The sequence below is a fragment of the Ruegeria sp. BG3 genome, from assembly GCF_056538485.1.
The window spans coordinates 61,554-88,351 of sequence record NZ_JBQFTE010000014.1 but is presented as its reverse complement, the minus strand read 5'-3'; the positions used below and the strand labels follow the sequence as shown (position 1 = coordinate 88,351).

32 protein-coding genes are annotated in these 26,798 nt (G+C 59.4%); 16 read left to right on the top strand and 16 right to left on the bottom strand.

Annotated elements, in window-relative coordinates; translation table 11 throughout:
- Positions 1 to 26: 26 nt before the first annotated feature.
- Both ACR0AI_RS20575 and ACR0AI_RS20570 read right to left on the bottom strand, forming a co-directional pair.
- Entirely contained in the window at positions 27 to 731 is a 705-nt protein-coding gene (locus ACR0AI_RS20575; protein ID WP_170380430.1) for a response regulator transcription factor, read from the bottom strand.
- Positions 732 to 752: 21 nt separating this feature from the next.
- Entirely contained in the window at positions 753 to 1,019 is a 267-nt protein-coding gene (locus tag ACR0AI_RS20570) for a hypothetical protein (RefSeq protein WP_480676819.1), read from the bottom strand.
- 60 nt (positions 1,020 to 1,079) lie between these two features.
- Here ACR0AI_RS20570 and ACR0AI_RS20565 point away from each other — a divergent pair, with 60 nt between their 5' ends.
- From ACR0AI_RS20565 to ACR0AI_RS20555, 3 genes are all read left to right on the top strand, one after another.
- Positions 1,080 to 2,678 (top strand): phosphoenolpyruvate carboxykinase, encoded by a 1,599-nt coding sequence (locus tag ACR0AI_RS20565; RefSeq protein WP_480676817.1) that lies wholly within the window; start codon positions 1,080 to 1,082, stop codon positions 2,676 to 2,678.
- A gap of 343 nt (positions 2,679 to 3,021) precedes the next feature.
- Positions 3,022 to 3,312, top strand: a complete 291-nt coding sequence (locus ACR0AI_RS20560) for a hypothetical protein (protein ID WP_170380432.1) — start codon at positions 3,022 to 3,024, stop codon at positions 3,310 to 3,312.
- Positions 3,313 to 3,423: 111 nt separating this feature from the next.
- Positions 3,424 to 3,888, top strand: a complete 465-nt coding sequence (locus ACR0AI_RS20555) for a hypothetical protein (RefSeq protein WP_480565700.1) — start codon at positions 3,424 to 3,426, stop codon at positions 3,886 to 3,888.
- Positions 3,889 to 3,892: 4 nt separating this feature from the next.
- Here ACR0AI_RS20555 and ACR0AI_RS20550 read toward each other — a convergent pair whose 3' ends face one another.
- The gene (locus tag ACR0AI_RS20550) at positions 3,893 to 4,657 is read right to left on the bottom strand and encodes a sulfite exporter TauE/SafE family protein (protein ID WP_480676815.1); all 765 of its coding nucleotides are present in this window, start codon (positions 4,655 to 4,657) and stop codon (positions 3,893 to 3,895) included.
- 144 nt (positions 4,658 to 4,801) lie between these two features.
- On the opposite strand from ACR0AI_RS20550, the gene ACR0AI_RS20545 reads away from it, so the two are divergent.
- From ACR0AI_RS20545 to ACR0AI_RS20535, 3 genes are all read left to right on the top strand, one after another.
- Positions 4,802 to 6,493 (top strand): acyl-CoA dehydrogenase family protein, encoded by a 1,692-nt coding sequence (locus tag ACR0AI_RS20545; RefSeq protein ID WP_480676813.1) that lies wholly within the window; start codon positions 4,802 to 4,804, stop codon positions 6,491 to 6,493.
- Positions 6,494 to 6,701: 208 nt separating this feature from the next.
- Complete coding sequence (locus ACR0AI_RS20540) at positions 6,702 to 7,250, top strand: hypothetical protein (RefSeq protein WP_480676811.1); 549 nt, start codon at positions 6,702 to 6,704, stop codon at positions 7,248 to 7,250.
- Between the two features lie 43 nt (positions 7,251 to 7,293).
- Positions 7,294 to 7,686, top strand: coding sequence for an META domain-containing protein (locus tag ACR0AI_RS20535; RefSeq protein ID WP_480676809.1), 393 nt, complete (start codon positions 7,294 to 7,296; stop codon positions 7,684 to 7,686).
- Here the strand turns inward: ACR0AI_RS20535 and recO are convergent.
- Positions 7,670 to 8,395 (bottom strand): DNA repair protein RecO, encoded by a 726-nt coding sequence (recO, locus tag ACR0AI_RS20530; protein WP_480676807.1) that lies wholly within the window; start codon positions 8,393 to 8,395, stop codon positions 7,670 to 7,672. The genes ACR0AI_RS20535 and recO overlap by 17 nt on opposite strands.
- A gap of 140 nt (positions 8,396 to 8,535) precedes the next feature.
- Between recO and ACR0AI_RS20525 the strand changes: the two genes are divergently transcribed.
- Positions 8,536 to 10,821, top strand: coding sequence for a fatty acid cis/trans isomerase (locus ACR0AI_RS20525; protein WP_480676805.1), 2,286 nt, complete (start codon positions 8,536 to 8,538; stop codon positions 10,819 to 10,821).
- 122 nt (positions 10,822 to 10,943) lie between these two features.
- Positions 10,944 to 11,612, top strand: a complete 669-nt coding sequence (trhA, locus tag ACR0AI_RS20520) for a PAQR family membrane homeostasis protein TrhA (RefSeq protein WP_480676803.1) — start codon at positions 10,944 to 10,946, stop codon at positions 11,610 to 11,612.
- Positions 11,613 to 11,619: 7 nt separating this feature from the next.
- Here the strand turns inward: trhA and ACR0AI_RS20515 are convergent, their stop codons facing one another.
- From ACR0AI_RS20515 to era, 3 genes are all read right to left on the bottom strand, one after another.
- Positions 11,620 to 11,943 carry a SemiSWEET transporter gene (locus ACR0AI_RS20515; protein WP_170662549.1) on the bottom strand — a complete coding sequence of 108 codons (324 nt, stop codon included), beginning with the start codon at positions 11,941 to 11,943 and terminating at the stop codon, positions 11,620 to 11,622.
- Positions 11,944 to 12,047: 104 nt separating this feature from the next.
- The gene (locus tag ACR0AI_RS20510) at positions 12,048 to 12,377 is read right to left on the bottom strand and encodes a DUF1491 family protein (protein WP_480676801.1); all 330 of its coding nucleotides are present in this window, start codon (positions 12,375 to 12,377) and stop codon (positions 12,048 to 12,050) included.
- The gene (gene era, locus ACR0AI_RS20505) at positions 12,374 to 13,282 is read right to left on the bottom strand and encodes a GTPase Era (protein WP_170380441.1); all 909 of its coding nucleotides are present in this window, start codon (positions 13,280 to 13,282) and stop codon (positions 12,374 to 12,376) included. Before era ends, ACR0AI_RS20510 begins: the two co-directional genes overlap by 4 nt.
- Before the next feature lie 158 nt (positions 13,283 to 13,440).
- Between era and ACR0AI_RS20500 the strand changes: the two genes are divergently transcribed.
- On the top strand, positions 13,441 to 14,817 hold the full coding sequence (locus ACR0AI_RS20500) for a multicopper oxidase family protein (protein WP_480676799.1): 1,377 nt from the start codon (positions 13,441 to 13,443) through the stop codon (positions 14,815 to 14,817).
- Positions 14,818 to 14,945: 128 nt separating this feature from the next.
- Here the strand turns inward: ACR0AI_RS20500 and rnc are convergent, their stop codons facing one another.
- From rnc to folK, 9 genes are all read right to left on the bottom strand, one after another.
- The gene (gene rnc / locus ACR0AI_RS20495) at positions 14,946 to 15,626 is read right to left on the bottom strand and encodes a ribonuclease III (RefSeq protein WP_170768418.1); all 681 of its coding nucleotides are present in this window, start codon (positions 15,624 to 15,626) and stop codon (positions 14,946 to 14,948) included.
- The gene (gene lepB / locus ACR0AI_RS20490) at positions 15,623 to 16,462 is read right to left on the bottom strand and encodes a signal peptidase I (protein WP_170556391.1); all 840 of its coding nucleotides are present in this window, start codon (positions 16,460 to 16,462) and stop codon (positions 15,623 to 15,625) included. The genes rnc and lepB overlap by 4 nt, the downstream gene beginning before the upstream one ends.
- Before the next feature lie 57 nt (positions 16,463 to 16,519).
- Positions 16,520 to 16,939, bottom strand: a complete 420-nt coding sequence (gene acpS / locus ACR0AI_RS20485) for a holo-ACP synthase (protein ID WP_480676797.1) — start codon at positions 16,937 to 16,939, stop codon at positions 16,520 to 16,522.
- Positions 16,936 to 17,559, bottom strand: a complete 624-nt coding sequence (locus tag ACR0AI_RS20480) for a LysE family translocator (RefSeq protein WP_480676795.1) — start codon at positions 17,557 to 17,559, stop codon at positions 16,936 to 16,938. The genes acpS and ACR0AI_RS20480 overlap by 4 nt, the downstream gene beginning before the upstream one ends.
- On the bottom strand, positions 17,556 to 18,302 hold the full coding sequence (locus ACR0AI_RS20475) for a pyridoxine 5'-phosphate synthase (RefSeq protein ID WP_480676793.1): 747 nt from the start codon (positions 18,300 to 18,302) through the stop codon (positions 17,556 to 17,558). Before ACR0AI_RS20475 ends, ACR0AI_RS20480 begins: the two co-directional genes overlap by 4 nt.
- Complete coding sequence (locus ACR0AI_RS20470) at positions 18,295 to 18,993, bottom strand: DUF2062 domain-containing protein (protein ID WP_480676791.1); 699 nt, start codon at positions 18,991 to 18,993, stop codon at positions 18,295 to 18,297. Before ACR0AI_RS20470 ends, ACR0AI_RS20475 begins: the two co-directional genes overlap by 8 nt.
- Positions 18,994 to 19,009: 16 nt before the next feature.
- Entirely contained in the window at positions 19,010 to 21,142 is a 2,133-nt protein-coding gene (locus ACR0AI_RS20465) for a RelA/SpoT family protein (protein ID WP_170556386.1), read from the bottom strand.
- 26 nt (positions 21,143 to 21,168) lie between these two features.
- A complete protein-coding gene (gene rpoZ, locus ACR0AI_RS20460) occupies positions 21,169 to 21,522 on the bottom strand; it encodes a DNA-directed RNA polymerase subunit omega (RefSeq protein WP_170380450.1) in 354 nt (117 codons plus the stop codon).
- A gap of 96 nt (positions 21,523 to 21,618) precedes the next feature.
- Positions 21,619 to 22,188: a 2-amino-4-hydroxy-6-hydroxymethyldihydropteridine diphosphokinase gene (gene folK / locus ACR0AI_RS20455; protein ID WP_480676789.1), complete on the bottom strand. Its 570-nt coding sequence runs from the start codon at positions 22,186 to 22,188 to the stop codon at positions 21,619 to 21,621.
- Positions 22,189 to 22,326: 138 nt separating this feature from the next.
- Here folK and ACR0AI_RS20450 point away from each other — a divergent pair, with 138 nt between their 5' ends.
- From ACR0AI_RS20450 to ACR0AI_RS20420, 7 genes are all read left to right on the top strand, one after another.
- The gene (locus ACR0AI_RS20450; RefSeq protein WP_039541714.1) at positions 22,327 to 22,902 is read left to right on the top strand and encodes a LabA-like NYN domain-containing protein; all 576 of its coding nucleotides are present in this window, start codon (positions 22,327 to 22,329) and stop codon (positions 22,900 to 22,902) included.
- Between the two features lie 187 nt (positions 22,903 to 23,089).
- On the top strand, positions 23,090 to 24,040 hold the full coding sequence (gene ispH, locus ACR0AI_RS20445) for a 4-hydroxy-3-methylbut-2-enyl diphosphate reductase (RefSeq protein WP_480676787.1): 951 nt from the start codon (positions 23,090 to 23,092) through the stop codon (positions 24,038 to 24,040).
- Positions 24,037 to 24,489: a DUF3429 domain-containing protein gene (locus ACR0AI_RS20440; protein ID WP_170474146.1), complete on the top strand. Its 453-nt coding sequence runs from the start codon at positions 24,037 to 24,039 to the stop codon at positions 24,487 to 24,489. The genes ispH and ACR0AI_RS20440 overlap by 4 nt, the downstream gene beginning before the upstream one ends.
- Complete coding sequence (locus tag ACR0AI_RS20435; protein WP_480676785.1) at positions 24,486 to 25,079, top strand: class I SAM-dependent DNA methyltransferase; 594 nt, start codon at positions 24,486 to 24,488, stop codon at positions 25,077 to 25,079. Before ACR0AI_RS20440 ends, ACR0AI_RS20435 begins: the two co-directional genes overlap by 4 nt.
- The gene (gene rnhA / locus ACR0AI_RS20430; RefSeq protein ID WP_480676783.1) at positions 25,072 to 25,539 is read left to right on the top strand and encodes a ribonuclease HI; all 468 of its coding nucleotides are present in this window, start codon (positions 25,072 to 25,074) and stop codon (positions 25,537 to 25,539) included. The genes ACR0AI_RS20435 and rnhA overlap by 8 nt, the downstream gene beginning before the upstream one ends.
- Positions 25,536 to 26,159: a trimeric intracellular cation channel family protein gene (locus tag ACR0AI_RS20425; protein WP_480676781.1), complete on the top strand. Its 624-nt coding sequence runs from the start codon at positions 25,536 to 25,538 to the stop codon at positions 26,157 to 26,159. Before rnhA ends, ACR0AI_RS20425 begins: the two co-directional genes overlap by 4 nt.
- 36 nt (positions 26,160 to 26,195) lie before the next feature.
- Complete coding sequence (locus ACR0AI_RS20420; protein WP_480701454.1) at positions 26,196 to 26,798, top strand: COG3904 family protein; 603 nt, start codon at positions 26,196 to 26,198, stop codon at positions 26,796 to 26,798.

Below are 26,798 nucleotides of genomic sequence, written 5' to 3'. Positions count from 1 at the left end.
ACAATACCTTCAAACGGGGCGCGTGCCTATTCTTCGTTGTAGCGGTAGCCGATGCCATAGAGCGTCTCGATGGCCGAGAACTCAGGATCAGCGGCGCGCATCTTCTTGCGAAGACGTTTGATGTGGCTGTCGATGGTGCGATCGTCGACATAGACCTGATCGTCATAGGCCACATCCATTAGCTGGTCGCGGCTTTTGACGAAGCCAGGGCGTTGCGCCAGGGCCTGCAGAAGCAGAAACTCGGTCACGGTCAACGAGACATCATTGCCCTTCCAGGTCACCGCATGGCGCAGCGGGTCCATCCGCAACTCACCACGTTCCATGACCTTCGCATCACCTGTGCTAACCGCAGCGCTATCGCCCTCGGTGGCTTCCTGACGACGCAGCAAGGCGCGAATACGTTCTACCAGAAGGCGCTGCGAAAACGGCTTCTTCACATAGTCGTCCGCGCCCATGCGCAGACCCAGAACTTCGTCGATCTCGTCATCCTTGGAGGTCAGAAAGATAACCGGCATCTGGGTTTTTTGGCGCAGCCGCTGCAACAGATCCATCCCGTCCATCCGCGGCATCTTGATATCCAGAACAGCCATATCGGGCAGCTTTTTGTTGAAAGCATCCAGCGCAGCCTGACCGTCATTATACGTTTCAACCTCGAAACCCTCGGCTTCGAGCGTCATGGATACCGACGTCAGAATGTTTCTATCGTCATCCACCAGTGCAATCTTTGACATTGGGGTCACCCCTATTCCTGCTCACATACGCAATAATACGCTTTTTTGTAGGATATTGTTGGCGGTTTTAAGGCGCCGAATCAATCCGTAACCACGAATCAAGCCTTTCTTGCGGCAGTTCTGCGGCAAAAATGCCTTGCCGACCGCAAAATGCTGCCCGGTTTTCCGACAGGAAATTTGTGATGGCGCTAAACCTGAACTTGGTTGCGCTAACTGCGTCAAAGCCTCCTGTTCATGCCCCAAACGACCATGATAAGAGGACGCCTGTCCGCCGGAGTCGTCCGGCATGATTGCCCCAAGAGCGCACCGGGCCGAACTGCCTCCGCGCCGCCACAGGAGAAGACACACATGACATCTGGACGGGTTAACCCGCAATTCCGCCTCGAAGATCAGGGCATCGAGGGTCTGGGCAATGTCTATTATAACTTCATGGAACCGGCGCTGATCGAAGAAGCGCTGAAGCGCGGCGAAGGCACTCTTGGCAATGGCGGGGCCTTTCTGGTCACCACCGGCAAGTTCACTGGCCGTTCGCCCAAGGACAAACACGTCGTCAAAACCGACAGCGTCGCCGACAGCATCTGGTGGGAAAACAACGCCGCCATGAGCCCCGAAGGCTTTGACGCACTGTACGAAGACATGCTGGCCCATATGAAAGGCCGCGACTATTTTGTGCAGGACCTCGTTGGCGGGGCCGATCCGACCTACTCGATCAACGTGCGCATGGTCACCGAGCTGGCCTGGCACAACCTGTTCATCCGCCATCTGCTGCGCCGCCCGGATCGCGAAGATCTGGATGATTTCACGGCTGACTTCACCATCATCAACTGCCCCAGCTTCCAAGCGGATCCCACCAAGCACAACTGCCGTAGCGAGACGGTGATTGCACTGAACTTCGACCGAAAGCTGATCCTGATCGGCGGCACCGAATACGCGGGCGAGAACAAGAAATCCGTCTTTACGCTGCTGAACTACATGCTGCCGGAAAAAGGCGTGATGCCGATGCACTGCTCGGCCAACCACGCCGTTGGGAACCCGGTCGACACCGCTGTCTTCTTCGGCCTGTCGGGCACCGGCAAGACCACCTTGTCCGCCGATCCAGCACGCATTCTGATCGGTGACGACGAACATGGCTGGTCGGATCGTGGTACGTTCAACTTTGAAGGCGGCTGCTATGCCAAGACCATCAACCTGAACGCCGAGGCTGAGCCCGAGATCTACGCGACAACCTCGAAATTCGGAACAGTAATCGAGAACATGGTCTTCGATCCCGAAACCAAGGAACTTGATTTCGATGATGACTCGCTGACTGCAAACATGCGCTGTGCCTACCCGCTCGAGTATATCTCGAACGCGTCCAGCAGCGCTCTGGGCGGTCATCCCAAGAACATCATCATGCTAACCTGTGATGCGTTCGGCGTTCTGCCTCCGATCGCGCGGCTGACACCGGCGCAGGCCATGTATCACTTCCTGTCCGGCTTCACCTCTAAGGTAGCAGGTACCGAACGTGGCGTGACCGAACCGCAGCCGACCTTCTCGACCTGCTTTGGCGCGCCTTTCATGCCGCGCCGCCCTGAGGCCTATGGCAACCTGCTGCGTGACAAGATCGCCCAGCACGGCGCAACCTGCTGGCTGGTCAACACCGGCTGGACCGGTGGCGCCTACGGGATTGGAAGCCGGATGCCGATCAAGGCGACCCGCGCTCTGCTGACCGCCGCACTGGACGGTTCGCTGGCCGATGCCGAGTACCGCAAGGACGCCAATTTCGGCTTCGACGTGCCTGTCTCGGTTCCCGGAGTGCCTGAGGTTTTGCTGGATCCGCGCCGCACTTGGGATGATCAGGTTGCGTTCGACAAGCAGGCAGAGAAGCTGGTGCAGATGTTTGCGGAGAACTTTGAACAGTACATTCCGTTCATCGACGAAGACATCAAGGCTGTTGCCATCGGCTGACCTGAATCAAGGGCGCTTCGGCGCCCTTTTCTTTGCCTGAGCGTTCACCTTCCGGTTACCGCGCGGAAACAGCATATACAAATGCGTTGTTCCGAAGTTTCCGATACGCTACAGTCGCTACATTAAATTGGCCCGGAGCTTTTGCACCGGGCCGAATCTTAAAATAACCTTTGGGCAGCTCATGCGCGGACACTCACACCGGCGAATTGGGCAACCTAATCACGACGCTAGTCTAAGTAGATGGGGTAAAGTGTCAATATGAAACCAACCAAACACCACGGTGTTTGGACGTATTTCCAGGTTTCGGCTTTGGCTGAGTTGGCACGACAAAGACAGGTAAGATATGACCGAAATCTCGAAACTCACCGAACTTCGCAAGCTTATGCAAAGCATGGAGCGCACACTAGGCCTTGAACAGCTTTCTCCGGTCGAGCGCGACATTTATTACGCGGCCGAAGAGCTATCGAAGGCCGATCAGGAAGTCCGGACATTCGGCTTGATCGAACACACTCTGGTCCAGAGCGTTTCGCGGCCCACCTTTTTCCGCGCGCTGAAGTCGCTGGTCGAAAAGGGTTATCTGTCGCAAAGCGGCACAGCCAATCGCGGACGGTATATCGTACATGCACCACGGTGACGCCGCGCCCCGGCAGATCAACGGCTGATCGACGTGCGCAAGTGGGCCTCGGAAACATTTTTTGCCTCTTTGGCCTATGTGATCGCATCCTTCCTCACTTTCGAGGTCCTGATGCCTTTGCAGAACTTGTTCTTTCCCGAATATCCAAGTCGGGCAAGTCTGCTGTTTCTGCCGCATGGCGTGCGCGTTTTGTCCGCGTGGCTATTGGGCTGGAGGGCGATCTTTGCCCTCCTTCCCGGTGTTTTCATCGTTTTCGCAGCACTCGGTGGCAGCGATGTGTTCTTGCCCAGCCGTCTTATGGCGATGGCAATCGCCGTAACAACGGTTCCCGCGGTCTTCTATCTCTGCAAATGGCTCGGCTGGGATTTGTTCCCGCGCGCCGACCGAAAACCCTGCTGGATCTGCATCATGGGCGTCGGCGTTGTAACTTCGTTCCTGGTCTCGGGTCTGACGAATTTAGCCTTCGGCAGTGCGACCGCTGAGTACATCGCCTTTCTGATCGGAGACGTCTCGGGCCTCTTCTTCCTGATGCTCGGCCTCTATTTCGCGTTTCGCTTTGCGGACAAGCGGGCGTGATCCGCTAACCGAACAGACCACGGCGGACGAGGTTCAGCCCAGCAATCAACAGTACCAACAGGGTTATTTTCCGAAACAGGGCCTGATCAATGCGGTCCTGCAACCGCATCCCCAGCCACAACCCCGCAAGGGCGGGCACGACCAAAACGGCCGAAAACGGTGCTGTGTCTCGGTTCAGTATCCCTGATCCGATATGGGCCACTGTCAAAGCCACAGCGCCCAGCCCATAGATCACGCCCTGCACTCTCAACTGCTCTTGCTTCGGGGTGTTCAAGGCCGTCAGATAGGCCACGGTCGGAGGGCCCCACACGCCCGACATCCCCCCGACAAATCCGGCGATTGCTCCGAAGATCGCTTCGAAACGCGCTGATGCCGCCTTGAGGGAAAAGGTGACCCCGAGGATCTGCAGCAAAGCAAAGGCTGTCACCGGAATGCCGATCAACATCAGGAAGGTCGAAGCTGGAACCAGCGTCACCAACTGCGCTCCGATCAGCAGAAAGATCAAACCAACGCTCAGAAAGACCCGGAACCGCCGGATCGAGGCAATAGCCGCCCGCCCCCCTTCCTGCAGCGCCTGAACACCATTGGTCACAACGGTCGAGAAGATCAGACCGGCAACCGCGAGCTCAGGCGACAGGAACATGCTCAGCCCCGAAACGAGAACCATCGGCATCGCAAACCCGACCATGCCTTTGACCCATCCGGCTAGACACGCAATCGCAGCAGCCAGGGCAAGATCGGTCGGAGAGAGTGTGGAAAACAGTGTCATGCCGTCTAGATATCACCCTGTGCGCTCTCTGCACTGCAAAAATTCCAAGGTAATATTTGAACTTTTTCGCTGCGTAATAAGTATTTTTGTTGCGCTGCACGTGCAGCATGATATGACCAGACGACGCAAAAGAGGACGTGATTCATGGCCCATGACGGACAGGATATGACCCAGATGACGACAGCTGCGATTTTGCCGGACCTTCTGGCCCTGACAAAAGCCGCCGTACCCGCGGTCGAAGCTGTATTTGAGCGTGCACGCGATTCGGTGCGGTCCATGGTCGAGGCGGACGGTCGCGTCTCGGGCGCTTTGATCGAGGCGAACCAGACAGCTGCCCACGGGCTAGCATGGCTGGCGACCTATCATCAGTCCCTCGCGCAGATGCAACGCTGGGCCGAAGCGCTTGAGGCGGACGGCAAGTTTGGCGAGATTGAGCAACTGCTGCACCAGATCGCCTTTGGTGAGTATCTGCATCAGGTCGCTGGTGGTATCCCCATGAACCAGGGCGAGGTTGTCCGCCTGCAGGATTTGGGGCTGGGCTGGGACGCTCTGTCCGGGTTCCAGACTTCTGAGATCCAGACTCTGATGGCGCAGGCAAATACGCAAGCTGCGCGTTCGCGCCTTGTATCCCTGATGGAAGACCAGGCCGGAGCCACCATGTTCGGCGCGTCGGGTCTGGACGAAGAGCTTGAGATGATCCGCGACCAGTTCCGTCGCTATGCTGTCGAAAAGATCGAACCGCACGCCCATGACTGGCACCTGAAGGACGAACTGATCCCGATCGAAGTTATCGAAGAGCTGGCCGAGATGGGCGTTTTCGGCCTGACCATCCCCGAAGAATTCGGTGGATTTGGCCTGTCCAAAGCCTCGATGTGCGTGGTGTCCGAGGAGTTATCGCGTGGCTATATCGGCGTCGGTTCTCTGGGCACACGCTCCGAGATCGCGGCCGAGTTGATCATCGCAGGCGGTACGGATGAGCAAAAAGCAAACTGGCTGCCGAAGCTGGCCAGCGCCGAGATCCTGCCGACCGCTGTGTTCACCGAACCCAACACCGGCTCGGATCTGGGTAGCCTGCGCACCCGCGCGGTCAAGAACGCCGATGGCGACTATGAGATCACTGGCAACAAAACGTGGATCACTCACGCGGCCCGCACCCATGTGATGACCCTGCTGGCACGTACCAATCCTGACAGCACCGATCACCGGGGCCTGTCGATGTTCCTGGCAGAAAAGACACCGGGCACGGATGAGGCCCCCTTCCCCACCCCCGGCATGACCGGTGGTGAGATCGAGGTGCTGGGCTATCGCGGCATGAAAGAGTACGAGCTGGGATTCGACGGCTTCCACGTGAAGGGTGAAAACCTTCTGGGCGGCGAAGAAGGCAAAGGCTTCAAGCAGTTGATGGAAACTTTTGAGTCCGCCCGCATCCAGACCGCCGCCCGCGCCATCGGCGTGGCGCAAAGTGCGCTGGATATCGCGATGCAATATGCGCAGGACCGCAAGCAGTTTGGCAAATCGCTGATCAACTTCCCGCGCGTTTCCGGCAAGCTGGCGATGATGGCGGTTGAGATCATGATCGCGCGGCAGTTGACCTATTTCTCGGCCTGGGAAAAAGACCACGGCCAGCGCTGCGATCTTGAGGCCGGCATGGCCAAGCTGTTGGGGGCCCGTGTGGCCTGGGCCGCGGCCGACAATGGTTTGCAAATCCACGGCGGCAACGGCTTTGCGCTGGAATACAAGATCAGCCGCGTCCTGTGCGACGCGCGTATCCTGAACATTTTCGAAGGGGCTGCCGAAATTCAGGCACAGGTCATCGCACGGCGCCTGCTGGGCTGACCGAAATTCGGCAACTTCATTTCCCCAACTGAACCCGGCGTTCGCGCTGGGTTTTTTTCTTGAACTGCACATTTTGTGCGCGGCGCTAACCACGCATACCACAACGCCAACAGATCCAATTCTGGACACTTCTCACTGCAACTTCCCCCTTCCCGATCCAGCGCAGATCACTTACACGACCTCTGGAAACCCGGACGGAGAGACGAACGTGATACGCCTGACCGCGCTGTTTGCTGCCTTGGTGATGCTGACCCTTGGGGCTTGCGCTCCGTCTTCGACTGTTACACGGGCGGATGTCGATGGGCTGGCGCTTGAGATCCGCAACCTTGGCCCTAATGTCGACCCGGTCGAGGCCCGCCGCGCCGCGGAAATCTCGTACAGCTATTCACAACAATTGAAGCGCGACTGGAACGTGACGGATTCGCCGATCGTTCACAACGCCAAGGTCATCAACGGCTTTCGCAACTACGGCCTATGCAATGACTGGGCGCAGGCCATGACCCGGCGCTTGCAGCAAGAGAACTTTCAAACGTTGGACGTGCATTGGGCCACCTCCCCTCCGACCACGTTCCGCATCATCCACCATTCGGCTGCGATCAGCGCGCGGGGGGAAAGCCTGAAGGACGGCGTGATCCTTGACCCCTGGCGGCAGAGCGGTGACCTTTTCTGGGGCGAGATCTCGGAAGACGACCGTTACAATTGGCGGCCAAGGCTGGAAGTACGCGAAGAGCTGATCTCGGCCAGCGCGGGCAGCTGAGAATCCGGTTCAGCACAAACCGAAGTCGCGCTAGATTGTGCCCATGCTACGCCTGACCCTCGTTCTGCCCTTGATGGCGCTGTTTCAATGCGACCGCGACGAAACCGTGGCGGCCTATGGCGCGTCTGACCGGTCCTGGGTGCTGCAAGAGATTGACGGGCAGCCCTTTCAAGCCAGCGCCCTGCTGCAATTCCCCGAGGAGGGCAAAATCGCGGGCAACGCCCCCTGCAATAGCTACAATGGCACGCTGAACGCGCCCTATCCATGGTTCGAGATCAAGGACCTTGCCGCCACCCGCGCCGCCTGTGCCGCGCTTGAGGCCGAGGGCATGTATTTCGCAGCCCTGTTGGCGATGACCCAATCCGAGGTTTCGGGCGATGTTCTTATTCTGCGCAATGAGGACGGGCACGAGATGGTGTTCAAAGCCGCCCAGTAAGCCTCTCGATGAACCGCGCCCGCGCCTCGGGCAGCGGATGATGGCCCAGCGCGGGCGCAACGCGGTGTTCCATGAAATACCCTGTCGTATTCAGCCCCTGCACGATCTCAGAATCCGGGGCCGTCCCTTCGCCCCTTAGACAGGGCGGCAGGGGCAACAGGCGGTCGACCCACTCTCCGGCGCCCTCAACACTGACGGCCCGACCGGTTTTGGGCGAGACATAGACCAGCCCCTCGGTCGCGCCGGTTACAGCGCAGGAGGACAGATCGAGGCCAAAGCCCAGCTCCTCAAGCAGCGCAAGTTCCCACCGCAGATAGGCCAACGGCCAGATCTCATCTTGCCCCAGCAGATCCATCAACTGCTCGGTCTGGGTATAGATGGCGGGATGCGGTTCCCGCTCGGGCAGGCAAAAGGACAACAGCGACACCACGGCGTTAAGCCCCGCCAGCGCCAGACGCCCGGAAAACGCCGCTGCCGCGCGCGAGCGCAGAGGTTCGACCTGGAAAGTGCCAATATGTTCCTCAAGCCGCGCACGCCACAGCACGTCCAGTTGCGCGCCTGGCTGCAGGATCGGCGCGATCTTGCGGCTGGTTCCCCCACGCACCACACCCGCATGACGGCCATGGGCCTCGGTGAAGACCTCGATGATCGCGGCCGTTTCACCGTGGCGGCGCGTGGTCAGTAAGATGCCGTGATCGCGCCAGTCCAAGGCAAGCTCCGGTCGGGGTTGAAAATCAGTCGCCTCACAAGAGCGCAACTGCGCGGCGGGCGCAAGCGGGATGGGGACTCGACAAACCAGACGCTTGGTCCATGATTACGATTGGGCGCGCGATGGGCGGGAGGACAACGATGTCAGGCAGAGTTTGGGTTACGCTAATTGCAAGCTTGATCGGTTTTAGCCCTCTTTCCGCATTCGCCCAGGCAGACTGGTCGCAGGTTAAGCCAGTTCTCGACAAGCGCTGCGTGGTTTGCCACGGCTGCTACGATGCGCCCTGTCAGGTCAAGTTGACCTCGCCCGAGGGGCTGCTACGCGGCGGCAGTAAGCTGGCGGTTTACCATTCGCAGCGACTGGAAGATGCCCAGCCGACCCGTTTGGGACAGGATGCCTCAACGGTTGAGGGGTGGCGGGATTTGGGGTTCCATCCGGTTCTTCCGCTGGCACAAGGCGAGACCAGCCTGCTGGAAAGCTATCTGGCACTGGGGGCCGAGAACCCTCTGCCTCCCAACGCGCCGCTGCCAGAAACGTTGGGGCTGGCGCTTGACCGCCCCTTGGTCTGCCCAACCGATCAGGAGTTCGACGCCTTCCGCGAAAGCCATCCAATGGCCGGAATGCCCTATGGGACTGCTCCGCTGACGGCCTCAGAGCATGCGCTGTTGATAGACTGGGTGCAGAGCGGAGCAGCCTTGCCTGAGGCGGTCATGCCATTGCCGGACGATATCCAAGAGCAAGTCGCCGCGTGGGAAGCTTTCCTGAACGCCCCCGACCCGCGTGCGCAATTGATGAACCGATATCTGTTCGAACATCTGTTTCTGGCCCGCCTGCATTTCGAAGGCGATGATCCACGGCGGTTCTTTCAAATCGTCCGGTCCAGAACGCCCAACGGAGAAAAGATCGACAGTATCGCCACCCGCCGCCCGTTTGATGATCCCGGCTCTTACCCTTTCTTCTACCGTTTGCAACAGGTCGATGAGACCATCGTTCACAAGGAACATCTGGTCTACACGTTAAGTCCTGATCGCATGGTGCGGTTTCAGGCGTTGTTCCTGCAACCCAACTGGGCACTGACCGACCTGCCCTCCTATGGCGATGCCAAAGGTGGAGACCCGTTCTCGACCTTTGCGGCGATCCCCGCGCGTAGCCGGTACCAATTCCTTTTGGACGATGCGCTGTTCTTTGTCCGCAGCTTTATCCGAGGCCCTGTCTGTCACGGAGAGACTGCCGTTGACGTCATCGAGGACCGGTTCTGGGTCAGTTTCCTTGACCCCGACGCCGACCTCTCGATCACCGACCCAAGCTTTCTGGCCGAGGGCGCTGCGCTTCTTGAGCTACCCGTCTCGCAAGTGGATCAAAGCTTGGGCGACCTGCACATGTTCTCGCATCAGAACCAGGCCCAGTACCTTGAGTTCCGCGATACCCGCTATCGCAACAGCCCTGCGCATCAGACCGGTTGGGGCTATGACGCGATCTGGGATGGTGAGGGCACTAACCCGAACGCCCTGATCACCGTATTTCGGCACTTCGACAACGCCTCGGCCCTGACTGGGTTTCATGGCGATATCCCGGAAACCGCCTGGGTCATCGACTATCCGGTGTTTGAACGGATCTACTATAATCTGGTTGCCGGATATGATGTGTTCGGACGTGTCGAACACCAACTGGCGACCCGTATCTACATGGACGAATTGCGCATGGAGAGTGAGGACAGCTTCCTGACCTTCATGCCACGCAATCTGCGGCCGAGTATGCACGAAAACTGGTACCGAGGCGTTCTGGCCAGATTGCACACGTTCTGGCACACCCGCCGCATCGACGACACGATGCCCACGGGGATCACATTTGAAACGAACGCTCCGAAGCAGGAGTTTCTTTTGCAGCTTCTGGCCCGCGGCAATGGGCTATGGCCGCTCTCCGATCCTATCAACCGATGCGATGGCGCGAATTGCGCGCAGGATGCGCTGACTGCCTTGGCCAGCCAGACCGGGCCGTGGGTCAAGTTCCTGCCCGACCTTTCCTTGCTGGTGGTCGAGACAAGCGACGAGAAGGCCGAGGTTTTTACGCTGATCCACGACAAGGCCCATACCAACATAGCCTTCCTGTTTGACGAATCCGCCCGGCGAGAACCTGACAAAGACGTTCTGACCATTCTGCCCGAGATGATCGGAAGCTACCCAAACTTCTTCTTCAAACTGCCTGAGGCGCAATTGCCCGATTTTGTTCAGGCTGTGAAATCACTTGCCACTCAAGAAGACTGGATGCAGCTGGTCGCCGATTTCGGCGTGCGCCGGACCAGCGAAGATTTCTGGGCCATCAGCGATCAGATCCATGCCCGTTTTCTGAGGGACAAACCAATTCAGGCGGGTATTCTGGACCTCAACCGATACAAAGACCCAAAGTCGGGCGATGATCCAACCTGAGCATTGCGGTTTGATGAAGAGGGGATGAAAAACACCCGCCAGCGCCGCAAGCTGTGACACTTACACGATAAGTTCAGCCCGGCAGGCTTGCCCGAGGACGGCAGCGGACCTACCCTTTTACCATGCGATCTTTTGCACATATCCGGCCAGCCTATAGCCGGGCCGAGCGCATCAGTGACGGAGTTGTACATGTTCTGGGCTTGTTTCTAGCCCTCATCTCGGTTCCTATTCTGATTGTTATGACGATGCTTTATCGCGCTGACCCGGACGCGGTGATGGGTGCGTCGATTTACGGAGTGACGCTGATCCTGATGCTCAGCTTTTCTGCGCTCTACAATATGGTCGTGAGTGACCGATGGTCCGAGGTACTGCGCAGGCTGGATCACTCGGGCATCTATGTGAAGATCGCAGGCACCTACACGCCCTTCCTGCTGCTGTCCGGCGCGCAAGCCCCGGGGCTGATGATCGGCCTATGGTCCTCGGCCACGCTGGGGTCGGTGCTGAAAATGGTGGACCCGCACCGCTTTCGCTGGATCGGGCTGGTCTTGTATCTGGGAATGGGCTGGGCCGCCGTCTGGAGCGGGCACGCTTTGCTGGACGAGCTGCCACCTTCGGTACTCGCTCTGATGATTGCCGGAGGCGTAGTCTATACCGCAGGCGTCATCTTCTACCTGTCCGACTGGATGCCCTATCACAACACGATCTGGCATGTTTTCGTTCTGGCAGGCAGTGTTCTGTTTTTCGCCGCCGTATCGCTGCGGGTGTCGCTGGAGCCGCTGGTGCTGGGCTAATGCCCACTCAGAACGTTAGGCCCGCGTGCATCAGGATACCAACCACCATCAACAGGTTGAGGATCATCGAGATCCCATTGCCCACGTAAATCGGCAGCTTCCCGACCACCAACCCATAAGCAAACCACAGAAATGACAGCGCAGCATAAAGCGACCAGGACAAAAGCGACTGGCCGGTGGCGTGTTGCGAGTGGGTGAAAAACAGCTTGATCAGCTGCGGAAGCGTAGCAAAGGGGCCGACAACACCAATGAAGACCATGAAGCCTTCGAATCGCTGCATCCAATGGCCCAGATTCGATTTTTCAAGTTTCTCAGCGAGTGTTTCAGCCACGCCAACACCTGACCTTTTTGCGGTTTTCTCAACGATCAGCCTTTGCCGACCTGCCCTTCAAACTAAACGGTTTGAGCCGCCTGTCCAAGTCCCTGTGGGTGGGGCTATTCCAGCCCCTCTTCATCCAGCAAATGCCGCCCCTGCCGATCTTCGACCTCAATCACCCAGAGATCAGGGTCAAAGTTGCGCTGGCGCTGGATGGCCTCGTCCACATCACCCTCGGCGCCGCTGGAGAGTTCTACCCATTTGCGCGCGCCGCTCATCAGGTCAAAGCTGCGTTGGAAGGCCACCGCCTGCCCGTCGAGTGTGTTGAGCTTGACCAGAACCGCACCCGCCGTTTCGTCGCCATGCGCCACCACAAAGGCCGGGATTTCCTGAAACCGCAGCCGTGCCAGATAGGCATGGACCCAGAAGTCTGCGGTCAGACGGGTCATGCGTTGCCGTCTTTGAAATCCAGACCCATCTCCGAGTACCGCTCGGATTCTTCCAGCCAGTTGGGCCGGACTTTGACCTGCAGGAACAGGTGAATCTTGCGGTCGAGGAACTCTTCCAATTCCGCCCGCGCGGCCTGGCTGACGGCCTTGATCGTCTCGCCCTTTTTGCCCAGCACGATGCCTTTGTGGCCGTCGCGCATGACGTAGATGATCTGATCAATCCGGGCCGAGCCGTCTTTGCGCTCTTCCCAGCTCTCGGTTTCGACGGTTAGCTGATAGGGCAGTTCTTGATGCAGACGCAGGGTCAGCTTCTCGCGCGTCATCTCGGCGGCGATCATGCGCAGGGGCAGATCGGCGATCTGATCCTCGGGGTAAAGCCACGGGCCTTCGGGCAGCTCACCCGCCAGCCATTTGCGCAAGTCGTCGACGCCGTGGCCCTTCTCGGCCGAGATCATGAAGGTTTCGGCAAAAGGGTAGCGTGCGTTCAGGTCGCTGGTCAGCGCCAGCAGCTTCTCGGAGGGCACCTTGTCGATCTTGTTGATGGCCAGCGCGATGGTGCGGCCTTGTCCGATCTCTTCGAGACCTTCGAGGATCCGCTCGACCCCTTCGGTGATGCCGCGATGGGCCTCGATCATCAGAACAACCACATCCGCATCAGCCGCCCCACCCCACGCTGCGGCGACCATCGCACGGTCCAGACGGCGGCGCGGTTTGAACAGGCCCGGCGTGTCGACAAAGACCAGCTGCGCGTCGCCCTCCATCGCCACGCCACGAATGCGCGCGCGGGTGGTCTGCACCTTATGCGTCACGATCGAGACCTTGGCCCCGACCATGCGGTTCAAAAGGGTGGATTTGCCTGCGTTTGGCTCTCCGATCAGGGCGATAAATCCGGCGCGTGTGGTCATGTGTGTTGCGATCCTGTTTGCAAGTGCGCACCCCTATAGCAGAATGCCCGCGCGGGCCAGAGGGTTTTGTCGCATTGCGATCCGTCGTGTGCAGTGAAACTGTAGCCACACGCCACGCCGATGACAGCCAGGCGAGGATTTCATCAAAGAGGCAAATCATGAAACGTCGAGAGTTCCTTTTGGGCAGCAGCGCCGTCGCAGGGGCAATCGGACTAGGAGGGTTCGGGCTGGCCTCAGCCGCGCCTGAACTGGTCATCCAATCGGCCAGTTTTACACTGCGCGATCAGGTGACGACCGGGATGGTCAGCCTGTCCTCGGATGCGCCGCCGCCGGTGTTACGGGGCCGTCAGGGTGAGGCGATGCGTCTGCCGGTACGCAACTCGACACTGGACTACACCGCGATGCATTGGCACGGCCTGCGCATTCCGAACGCAATGGACGGCGTTCCCTATCTGACCCAGATGCCAATGGGGCCGAATGAACTGTTCGACTATGAGTTCACGCCCCCCGATGCCGGAACCTATTGGTACCACCCTCATTGCATGACGATGGAGCAGATGGCCCATGGTCTGACCGGCGTGATGGTTATTTCCGAGGCCGAAGATCCCGGGTTTGACAGCGAACAGGTCATTAACCTGCGCGATTTCCGTCTGGATGACGAAGACCAGTTCTTGCCCGCCTATACCCAGCGCGGCGCGGCACGGGCTGGAACGTTCGGCAATCTGCAAACCGCGAATTGGCTGGATACGCCTGTCTATGACCACATCTCGGGCGGGTTGGTGCGGCTGCGGGTGGTGAACACGGATACGACCCGGATCTATCGGCTACATCTTGAGGGCGCGAGGGCGCGGATCATCGCCTGGGACGGGCATCCGGTTGCTGTCGAGGTTCCCCTGCCAAGCGCCGAGGACCCTCTGCTGGTTGGACCGGGCCAACGGGTGGATTTCGCGGTGGCGATGCCCTCAGGCGAGGGGCAGATGGTGGATCTGGTCGCGAAACTGCCGGGTCAGCCGCATCGCCCGATGGCACGTCTTCGGGCCGTGGGCGCGGATGTTGCGCGTGATTTGCGGGAGTTGAAACCATTGCCCCCGAACCCGGTTGCACGGCCTGATCTCGCCACTGCCGAGCTGCATGAGTTCGTCTTTGGCTGGACGCCCGAGGGTGGAGAGCCGAATAACGGATTCTGTGGCTCTCTGGGGTATAATTTCTGGTCGATCAACCGGACCCCGTGGGCAGGAGATGCCACCGAGGGCGTTGGCCCTCTGGCCGTATTGGAGATGGGCAATAGCTATGTTCTGCGGCTACGGAACGAATCGCCGAACCTGCACCCGATCCATTTGCATGGGCTTGTATTTACGCCTTTGAAGTCGAACCTACGCAAACTGCCGCCTTTGCTGACCGATACCATGCTGCTTTTGAAGGATGAGGTCGTTGAGATCGCTCTGGTCGCCGACAATCCCGGTGACTGGGCCTTTCATTGCCATGTGATCGAACATCAGAAAACTGGTCTGACCGGGTATATCCGGGTGGTCTAGGGATTGGATTGGCTGCGCCAATCCAACCGGGAGGAGGCCAGCCCCCTCGTCCGGATTTCATCCGGCCTCACCCCCGGGATATTTTTAGCCAGATGAAGAGCGGATCGGGTTTTGGAAGATGAACGGGGCTATTTGGGCAGCGCGTCCAGAAGAGCCTTTGCCGCCGCCTGTTCGGCCTGACGTTTTGATCCGGCGGTAGCCTGTGCCTCGGCCCCGTCTTGCAGGCGGGCGGCGATGGTGAAAACCGGGGCGTGGTCGGGGCCGCTGCGTTTGACCTCGATATAGCTGGGCGGTTTCTGGCCGCGGGCCTGTGCCCATTCCTGGAGCGAAGTCTTGGCGTCGCGAGCGTCGGATTCGACCGTGTGGATTCGATCCCCCCAGAGGGCGAGGATGACATCGCGAGCGGCTTCAAACCCGGCGTCGCGGTAGATGGCGGCGATTACTGCCTCCATCGCGTCGCCCAGAAGCGCCTGTTTGCGGCGGCCACCGGACAGCATCTCGGACCGGCCAAGCTTGAGCACCGCACCCAGATCAATCTGGCGGGCGACATCGGCACAGGCCTCTTTACGCACCAGCGCGTTAAAACGAGGGGCAAGTTGGCCTTCGGAGGCTTTCTTGTCCGCCTCCAGCAAGGCTGTCGCCATAACGAGCCCAAGAACGCGGTCACCCAGGAATTCGAGCCGTTGGTTATCGGGCCGGGTGGCGGACGAAACTGAACCGTGGGTTAGTGCCCGCACCAACAGCTCGGGGTTCGAGAATTCGTACCCCAAGCGGTGTTGAAATGCCTTTATGTCGGCCGATACCTTCAATTGACCGCCTTGAAGAAGCGGTCGCTGCGCCATGTCCAGAAAAACAGCATAGACCGGCCAGCCGACGAGAACATGATACGGTCGGCGCGACCGATCAAGTTTTCGTAAGGAACATAGCCTACCCCACCAGCAGATTGCGGCAGACGGCTGTCGGCAGAGTTATCGCGGTTGTCACCCATGAAGAAATAGTGGCCTTCGGGCACGGTGTAGATGCCGGTATTGTCGGACCCCTGATTGCCGATACTCAGCACGTCATAGGATACGCCATTGGGCAGGGTCTCGACAAAGCGCTCTTTCTCACAGACGCCACCGATGCCCACCGGACCGTTGGAGCAGCGCGGACGCAGGCGTTGCGGGCCTTGCGGAGCCGCCACTTCAGTGAACACGCCATCGGCTTGTTGCGGGACGGGTGTGCCATTCAGGATGATCTGCCCTTGGCGAACCTGAACGCGGTCGCCCGGCAGGCCGATGAGGCGTTTGATATAGTCGCGGCCCGTCACAGGGTGGCGGAAGACGATCACATCGCCGCGCTCGGGCTCTCCGCCCCATATGCGGGTATTGTCGTCACCCGGAAGCCAGCCGCATATATCCTCGGCGTCTATATTCAGACCGACGCTGGGGATGATCAGGCTGGGGCAGGAGGCGTAGGAGTAACCGTAGGCCATCTTGTTGACGAACAGAAAATCGCCGATCAGCAGGGTCTGCTTCATCGAGCCGGAGGGGATCCAGAAGGGCTGGAAGAACAGGGTGCGGAAAACGCCTGCGATCAACAGGGCGTAGACGATGGTTTTGATCGTCTCCCAGATGGGATTTCCGGTTTTGACGTCCTCGGCCATACTGCTCTTTCGCTCCTTGGTGTGTTGGGTGCTACATGCGGGCCATGCGGGGGCAAGTCAAGGCTGCGTACCGGGTTCTTGAAGCGGGCGCGCCTCGATCACCACAAAGGCCTGCGCCCAGGGGTGGTCATCGGTCAGGGTGACGTGGATGATCGCCTCATGACCCTCTGGCGTCATCTGGTGCAGCCGGTCGGCGGCCCAGCCGGTTACATGCATCACGGGCTGGCCCGTGTGCAGGTTGCTGACCGCCATGTCCTTCCAGGCGATACCCATGCGCAGGCCGGTGCCCAGCGCCTTGGAGCACGCCTCTTTCGCGGCCCAGCGTTTGGCATAGGTACCTGCGGTGTCGTGGCGACGTTCGGCCTTGCGCTGCTCGGTCTCTGTGAACACGCGATTGCGGAAACGGTCGCCGAAACGGTCGAGCGTGCGCTGAATGCGCTCGATATTCGCGAGGTCTGTACCCACTCCGAGGATCACGACAACCGAACCGTCAAAATCTTGTAGCTGGCGACGCCGAAGAACCCCGCAAAGGCAAAATCGAACCAACGTCGAGCACGCCGGTAGGCGCTAACCATACGCACCGAGGAAAACAGGAAGGCGTAACCGATGAAGATCAGCAACGATCCCGCATAAAGTAGGCCGAAATATCCCAACAACACCCATAGGCTGGCATCATTTGGGGCAACGATCGCATAGATCGATCCCCAACTGAGGATCGCCTTGGGGTTCGTCAGGTGAATGGCTGCACCTTTCGCAAAGATCGTGCGCAGCGACCCGGTGACTGGCTTGCCCAATGGAACCTCACCGGCGGTCATCGCGCGGCGCAGTGCCTTGAGTGCCAGCCAGCCCAGATAGGCGACACCAAAGTAACGGATCACCTCGAAGACCCAGACGTTTGCCAGCATGATCGCCGACAGGCCCAGCGTGGCGGCGATTCCCCAAGCAGCAGAGCCTGCGCATATGCCAAGTGCAAAGACCAGCCCTGCGCGGCGACCCTCAGTCATAGCGGTACCGGCAATGCCCATGGTGGCCGGACCGGGTGAACCCCCTGCCATCAGCCAGGCAAACCAGATCGCTATGAAAGCTGGCGTGATCACGCCCGCGCCTCATCCATTAGGCGGCGCATTTCCTGAATGGCGGGGGTAAGGCCCAGAAAGATCGACTCGCCGATCAGGAAGTGGCCAATGTTCAACTCACGCACCTCGGGGAAGGCCGCGACGGGTTTCACTGTCTCATAGGTCAACCCATGGCCTGCATGGACTTCGAGGCCCAGCGTATGGGCAAAGGTCGACATCTGGCGCAGGCTTTCCAGCTCACGCTCGGCGTCTTCCATGCGGCCTTCGGCAAAGGCATCGCAATATGCGCCTGTGTGGAGCTCGATCACCTCGGCCCCGATGCGATGGGCGGCTTCGATCTGGCGTTGGTCAGCAGCGATGAAGATCGACACACGACAGCCGACATCGCGCAAGGGGGCGATGAAATGGGCCAATTTGTTTTCCTCGCGCGCGACTTCCAGCCCGCCTTCGGTGGTGCGTTCCTCGCGCTTCTCCGGCACGATACAGACCGCATGAGGTTTGTGCCGCAGGGCGATCTTCTGCATCTCGTCGGTGGCAGCCATCTCAAAGTTCAGAGGGACCGAGAGGACCTCCATCAGACCATCGATATCGGCGTCGGAGATATGGCGACGGTCTTCGCGCAGATGCGCCGTAATGCCATCGGCCCCGGCTTCTTCTGCCAGTTTAGCGGCGCGCAGCGGGTCGGGGTAAGCCCCACCGCGTGCATTACGCACGGTGGCAACGTGGTCGATATTCACACCAAGTCGCAGATAAGTGTCAGACATCGCGCGATTCCTTTTTCACGGTTTGAGCTGAAGCTAGTACCTTTTCCACCGAAGTGTCAGCCTCGGTTTCGGCCAGACGCTTGATTTGTTCAAACTTCGCTTTGATCCGCGCGCGGCGGCGCTGTTGATAGGTGCGGATCAGCGGCAGGCTGAGGTAAAAGCAGATTACCCCCGCCAGCAGACCGGGAAGAATGCCGCCGATCATATAGGGGTAGAACACCTCGCGGTAGAATAAGCCCAAACCGTGCCAATCTGCGACGCGGTCAGTGAACATGGCGAGAAAGTTGTTCTTCAGATCGCCCATGGCATCCGCGAATTTCCCCATCAAGCCGCGGGTTTCGCTTTTCTCGAATTCGGTACCCAGAAGGAAATGCCCCGTCTGCAAGCAGATGACACCGATAGGAACATAGGTCAGCGGATTGCCGAAGAACGTGCCGCTGAGGGCAGCCACGATATTGCCGTTGAGCAGGCGCGCGCCGATGGCGGCGACCAGAAAATGCAGGCCATAGAAGGGTGTAAACGCTGCAAACACCCCTGCCCCGATACCGCGTGCGATCCGCTCGGGCGAGTCTGGCAAACGGCGAACGCGATGTTTGACATAGTGAAAGGCGCGGGTCCATCCGCCACGTGGATAGACAAACTCAGATGCGGCCTGAATGGGAGAGCGTCGATCTCGGCGCTTGAAAACCACTCCTGATCACCTCATCTCAACCAGCCGGCAGGGCGGCATTTTCACGCTCTCGGTACCGTTCGACAGCGGCCACGTCACTTTCTGCCTCGAGCATCAGCATCAGCGAATGCAATTGTTCAAGGTCTCGCAGTTCGACATTGATCAGCAGTCGGTAAAAGTCCGGTTTGCGGTCGACGAACTCAAGGTTCGAGATATTGGCCTTTTTCTCGCCGATCAATGTGCAAATACGCCCCAGTACGCCTGCATCGTTGCCGATGGTGAGGTCAAGTGTCGCGCCATAGACTGCCGGGTGGGTGCCAGAATGCCAGTGAAGATCGACCCACCGCTCGGGCTCATTCTCATATGCGCCCAGGCGGTTGCAGTCGATGGCGTGAACCTCGACGCCCTTACCCCGATGCGTGATGCCGACAATCCGCTCGCCCGGCAGGGGCTGACAGCAGGGGGCGCGGTCGAATTTCTGACCTGGCTCAAGACCGATCACGGCGCGCCGCAGGGGGATCGCATCGCCGTCATCCTGTGTCAGTTCCGGATAAACGGCGCTGACCACATCATGGGCTGTCAGTTCGGCACTGCCCAAACGTGCCAACAGCTCATGCCGGTCTTTCAGACGCAGGTGCTTGGCGGCTGTATCCAGCGCCTTATCGGTGGATTTGCGGCCGACATGTTCGAACCCGGAACGCGCAAGCTCTTTGCCAAGTTTAATGAATCGTTCGCGGTCAACCTCGCGCAGGGCGCGGCGGATCGCGGTGCGGGCCTTGCCGGTGACCGCGATCTCAAGCCAAGTGACCTGAGGGGTCTGGCCATCAGCGGTGATGATATCGACCGACTGACCGTTCTTCAGCCGGGTCCAGAGCGGCACGCGGATCGCATCGACTTTTGCTCCGACACATGCATGGCCGATACGGGTGTGGATGGCGTAGGCAAAATCAATCGGCGTCGCCCCACGCGGTAGCTTCACGACATCGCCTTTCGGCGTGAAGCAGAATACCTGGTCCGAGTACATCTCAAGCTTGACGGCTTCGAGGAAGTCTTCGTGATCTTCCTCATTGTCGAATTGCTCGGTCAGGTTCGAAATCCACTTGGCGGGGTCGACCGCAAACGGGTTCTCGGTCCGGACGCCGTCGCGATAAGACCAGTGCGCGGCCACGCCGGTTTCAGCCACATCGTGCATCTGGCGCGTACGGATCTGAACTTCGACCCGTTTGCCGTCACGCCCCGAGACAGTGGTGTGGATCGAGCGGTAGCCGTTCGATTTCGGTTGAGAAATATAGTCCTTGAACCTGCCGGGCACCGCGCGCCAGCGCTGGTGGATCGCGCCGAGGGTGCGATAGCAGTCTTCCTCGGTTTCGGTGATGATGCGAAACCCGTAGATGTCAGACAGGCGCGAGAAGCCCTGATCCTTTTCCTGCATTTTGCGCCAGATCGAGTAGGGTTTCTTGGCGCGACCAAAGACTTCTGCCTCGATGCCCGCTTTCTCCAGCTCATGGCGCATGTCACCGGTGATCCGGTGAATCACATCTCCGGTTTCGCGCTGCAGGGTGATAAAGCGGCGGATGATCGACTGGCGCCCTTCGGGGTTCAGCACACGGAAGGCGAGGTCTTCGAGCTCCTCGCGCATCCACTGCATGCCCATTCGGCCCGCAAGCGGCGCGTAGATATCCATGGTCTCGCGTGCTTTGACGATCTGCTTTTCGGGGCGCATCGCCTTTATGGTGCGCATGTTGTGCAGACGGTCGGCCAACTTAACCAGAATGACCCGCAAGTCCTTGGACATAGCCATGAACAGCTTGCGGAAATTCTCGGCCTGTTTGGTTTCGCGACTGGAGAGTTGCAGGTTGGTCAGTTTGGTGACGCCATCGACCAGTTTGGCGACCTCATCCCCGAACAGCTCGGCCACTTTACCATAGCTGGCTTTAGTGTCTTCGATCGTGTCGTGCAAAAGCGCCGTGATAATTGTCGCATCATCCAGACGCTGTTCGGTCAGGATGGCGGCAACGGCAACGGGATGGGTAAAGTAGGGCTCGCCGGAATGCCGGAACTGCCCTTCGTGCATCTGCTGGCCGAATTCATAGGCCTTTGCGATGCGTTCAGCGTTTGTCTTTGGGTTATAATTGCGGACCAGCGCAATCAGGTCGTCAGCAGAAATCATCCGGTCCGCACCTTCGTTTTGAGGGCTTACCCCTGCCCTTGAGCCTCCATCAGAGCACGCAGGAGTTTTTCTTCCGACATGTCATCTTCGGCAGGTTTGTCCGATTCGGCGCCCATCAGCAGAGCCATCTGATCTTCTTCGGGCTCATCAACCTCGATCTGGGTCTGGTTGGCCTCGATCAGACGCTCGCGCAGTTCATCCGCGCTCTGGGTTTCGTCGGCGATTTCACGCAGCGAGACAACGGGGTTCTTGTCGTTGTCACGATCCACAGTGATCGGTCCACCGGCGGAAATCTCACGCGCACGATGGGCGGCAAGCATCACCAGTTCAAACCGGTTGGGAACCTTGTCTACGCAGTCTTCAACCGTCACGCGGGCCATGGAACGCTACTCCGTTGCTGAGTCCATATCAGGAAGCGTTGTATCTAAGACCGATTGAGCGCCTTGACAAGCAGGAAATAGCGCAAATCCACCAATCTACAAAGGTGTGACCGCGGCGATGTCTTCCGCTGGCAGCGCCTCGAGCATCTGCTGGACGGTCTGACCCAGAACTGGATGGCGCCAATCCGGGGCCACGTCGGCCATGGGCACAAGCACAAACGCCCGGTCCTGCAGTCGGGGATGGGGCAAAATCAGCTGCTCCGGGGTCTCTTGACGCTGTGCATCCGCGGGCAGGCTCAGCCAGCGATCGAAGGTGGCGGGATCGGGCAACACCTGATCATCGTAGCACACCAGATCCAGATCCAGCGTCCGCATCCCCCAGCGCTGCACCCGCTCACGACCGAACTCATGCTCGACCTCATGCAGAACCTCCAGCAGCTGCGCAGGCGGAAGGTCAGTCTCGATCAGAAGGGCGGCATTGACGTAGTCGGGGCCCGCACCCGGAGGGAAACAGGGCGTTTCAAAAAATCGGCTTTCAGCGCGAATCACCACACCACGGTCCGCAAGCGCTTTTATTGCGTTGCGAAGTGTCACCTTGGGCCCTAGTCCGCTCAGATTGAGATTTGCGCCCATCGCAACAACTGCATTTGACGTGGTTTTGCCCATTAATACCCCCATATTCGGCCAAATGCATACTTGCGATGCGCATTAAAAGCCCTAATTATAGGCACACCAGCACGCTTAATTTTACACCACTCACTCTTAAACGCGCAGCGGGCTGGATTATACCGGAAGGACCTATTTATGTTTTATAAGGACGAACGGCTAGCGCTGTTCATCGACGGCTCGAATCTTTATGCCGCCGCAAAAGCACTTGGCTTCGACATCGACTACAAGCTTCTGCGGCAGGAATTCATGCGCCGTGGCAAGCTTCTGCGTGCTTTTTACTACACAGCGCTGCTGGAGAATGACGAGTACTCTCCGATCCGACCGCTTGTTGACTGGCTGCACTATAATGGCTTCACCATGGTGACCAAACCGGCCAAGGAATACACCGACAGCATGGGGCGTCGGAAGGTGAAGGGTAATATGGATATCGAACTCACCGTCGATGCTATGGAACTGGCGCCACGTGTTGATCATATTGTGCTGTTCTCGGGCGATGGGGATTTCCGCCCGCTAATTGCCAGCCTGCAACGTCAGGGCGTACGAGTTTCGGTCGTGTCGACCATCCGCAGCCAGCCTCCGATGATCTCGGACGAGCTACGCCGCCAGGCCGACAACTTCATCGAACTGGAAGACCTGCGCGACGTGATCGGCCGCCCGCCTCGGGAAATGCCGACCGAACCACGCAGTGTTGCTGCCGCTGGCGGGCACTAGCCGACGGCGTCACAATTGGGGATGAGATTAGCGCGGTCAGGGTATGAAACCCTGGCCGCGCTTCTTTAACTAAGGTTTGGTACTGAAACACCCAAGGGCTATCAGTGATTCATGTCAGATCAATGACGCCGCCCTGTCTGGACCAAGGCCGTGAAAAGACCTACCTGTGGCGCAAGGAGACAGCGACATGACCAAGCCGCCATTGACTTTGTACCTTGCCGCGCCGCGCGGGTTCTGCGCGGGTGTAGACCGTGCCATCAAGATCGTCGAGATGGCGCTGCAGAAATGGGGCGCGCCGGTCTATGTCCGGCACGAGATCGTCCACAACAAATTCGTGGTCGACGGGCTGCGCGCCAAGGGGGCCGTGTTTGTCGAGGAACTGGATGAATGCCCAGATGACCGGCCGGTGATCTTCTCGGCTCATGGGGTCCCCAAATCCGTCCCTGCCACCGCCGCCCGGCGTGAGATGATCTATGTCGATGCCACCTGCCCTCTGGTCTCGAAGGTCCATGTCGAGGCGCAGCGCCACTCGGACAACGGCCTGCAGATGATCATGATCGGCCACAAAGGCCACCCCGAGACCATCGGCACCATGGGACAGCTGCCCGAAGGTGAGGTGCTGCTGGTCGAAACCGTCGAAGATGTTGCCACGGTTCAGGTCCGCAATCCCGATCAGCTGGCCTTTGTCACCCAGACCACCCTGTCGGTCGATGACACCAAGGATATCATCGCAGCGCTTGAAGAGCGTTTCCCCAAGATCGTCGGCCCGCACAAGGAAGACATCTGCTACGCCACAACCAACCGGCAAGAGGCCGTGAAAGCCGTCGCGCCGAAAGCGGATGCGCTGCTGGTGGTGGGCGCGCCGAACTCGTCCAACTCGCGGCGATTGGTCGAAGTCGCCTCGCGCGCCGGATGCAACTATGCGCAGTTGGTTCAACGCGCCACCGATATCGACTGGCGGGCGCTTGACGGGATTTCGAGCATTGCCATCACTGCCGGGGCTTCAGCCCCCGAAGTGTTGGTCAATGAGGTCATCGAGGCGTTCAGCGATCACTACGACGTCACCGTCGACCTTGTTGAAACCGCCGTCGAAAACGTCGAGTTCAAAGTCCCCCGCGTGCTGAGGCAACCAGCATGAACGGCGTCCCCAAATCCGCGCTCTATCTGGGGTTGGCGGGGCTGATCCCGTTCATTTGGGGGGCACTGACTTATCTGAACTCGGACCTGCACGATCTGGGTACGCGCGAGCTGGGCTCTCGCTTCGTAGGGCCTTACATCCAGCTTTTCTATGGCTCGGTTATCCTGAGTTTCATGTCCGGTGTGTTGTGGGGCTTCGCCACCAAGACCTCGGGCAGCAAGGCGACCGTGGGCTATACCCTTTCGGTGCTGCCCGCCCTTTGGGCTTTCTTCATGACAGGCGGTGGGCCGATCAGCGCCGGCACCAATCTGATGATCGGCTTTGCCGGGCTTTTGGTTCTAGACGCCCTGTTCTGGTATTGGGGCCTCGCGCCGCGCTGGTGGATGCGATTGCGTATCCTACTGACGGCCATCGTCCTGCTGTGCCTGGCCGTCGGAGTGTATCTATGAGCGATCGTGAGACGATCTCAGTCTATGACGAACAGGCCGCGCGCTATGCCGATCTGACTGATGAAGCGAACACCGAGGACCCACAACTGACCCGTTTCATTCAGGCGGTACCAACGGGCGGAAAGGTGTTGGATCTGGGCTGCGGTCCCGGTGCCTCATCAGTGATCATGGCGAAGTCGGGGCTACAGGTTGAGGCCATGGATGCCTCGGCCGAGATGGTCCGGCTGGCCTCGGCGCACCCTGGCGTTTCCGCCCGCCAGGCGGCGTTCTCGGACCTGAAGGACGAGGATGTCTATGACGGCATCTGGGCCAATTTCAGCCTTCTACACGCCAAACGCGCGGATTTCCCGAACCATCTGGCCGCCATTCACCGGGCGTTGAAACCCAAGGGCGTCTTCTATATCGCCATGAAGCTGGGACAGGGTGAAGGGTCGGATCGTTTGGGGCGGTTCTACAGCTATTATTCCGAGGAAGACTTGAAAACCTATCTTCAAAAGGCGGGCTTTACCGTCACCGCACGACGACTTGGCAGCGGAACCGGGCTGGATGGCTCGGTCTCGGACTGGATTGGGCTTGCCGCCCATGCCTGAGCTATTTGCCTATACCGATGGTGCCTGTTCCGGCAATCCCGGTCCCGGTGGCTGGGGCGTTCTGCTCCGCGCGATGCAGGGGGACTCGATCCTGAAAGAACGGGAACTCAAGGGCGGTGAGGCCGAGACCACCAACAACCGGATGGAACTGCTGGCCGCCATCAGTGCGCTGGAGGCGCTGGAGCGCGCGTCCAAAATCACCGTCGTGACCGACAGCGCCTATGTGAAGAACGGCGTAACAGGGTGGATTTTCGGGTGGAAGCGGAACGGTTGGAAAACCTCAAACAAGAAACCCGTCAAGAATGTGGACCTATGGCGGCGTTTGGACGAAGCGCAGGGTCGTCATGATGTGACATGGGAATGGGTCAAAGGCCATGCGGGCCATCCCGAAAACGAAAAAGCGGATGAACTGGCCCGCGCGGGGATGGCCCCCTTCAAACCCGTAAAGGCGCAGAAGTGAGCGCGCTTGCCCTGCTGGACTATGCCTCGGTTCTGATCTTCGCGCTGACTGGGGCACTGGTGGCCAGCCGGGCGCAGCTTGATCTGGTGGGCTTTGCCTTCATCGCCTGCCTGACTGCGGTCGGAGGCGGCACCGTGCGCGACCTGCTGCTGGATCGCCATCCCGTCTTCTGGGTCGGCCAGCCGGACTACATCCTGATCGCTGTCGGGGCCGCTGTTCTGGTGTTCTTCACCGCGCATCTGGTCGAAAGCCGCTATAGCTGGCTGATCTGGCTGGACAGTTTTGCTTTGTCCATAGCTGTTGCTGCGGGAACTGGAGCAGCGCTTTCGCTGGATCAATCCGGCACCATCGTGGTGCTGATGGGCGTCACCACCGGATGTCTGGGCGGGTTGATGCGCGATGTGGTCTGCAATGAGGTCCCCCTGGTTCTGAAACAGGGAGAACTTTACGTTTCAGCAGCGTTTGCCGGTGCCTTGACGGCAGTGGTCGCGACACGGCTTGGGCTCGAGGGCCTGCCCGCTCTGGCGCTATGTGCAGCGACCTGCTGGGCCTTGCGCGCCGGATCGCTTATCTTTGGCTGGAGGCTTCCTGTCTACAAAGCCCGCCCGCCACGCCAGTAAGGCGTGCGCCGCCCGAAACAAAACGAAGGCCCGCTTGTGAAACCTGCCCTGTCTTTGCTTGCCGCCAGTGCGCTTTGCCTCGCCTCTTGCGCGGAACCCTACAGCCCGACGCAATTCGTGGCCCAGGGCGATCAGATCGTTGTCACCGGAGCCATCGACCACACCACTTTGGATGCGTTCCGAGAGGTGGCAGCCGACAACCCGCAGATCAAAACGCTTGTTTTGCAAAGCATCGAAGGGTCGGTGGATGACGATGCCAACGTGATCTTCTCGCGCGAGGTGCGCAACCGGGGTTTTGACACGGTGGTGCCGTCCGACGGCATGGTCGCCTCGGGGGGGACCGACCTGTTTCTGGCGGGCAACAGGCGCACCTTGCAGCCGGGCGCCTGCGTCGGCGTTCATAGCTGGGGCGGAGGTGGCATCATCGCCACCGAACTGCCCGAGGACGACCCCGAACACGACCGATATCTGGACTATTATGACGATATCGGCGTGTCCGAAGATTTCTATTGGTACACGCTAGAGGTCGCCTCGGAAGACGAAATGCACTGGTTGACAGCCGCCGAGGCCAACGGCTACGACATGGCCACCACGCGCGCGACGCGACTGGGATCCCACGCCACCTGCGACGCGCGCTGA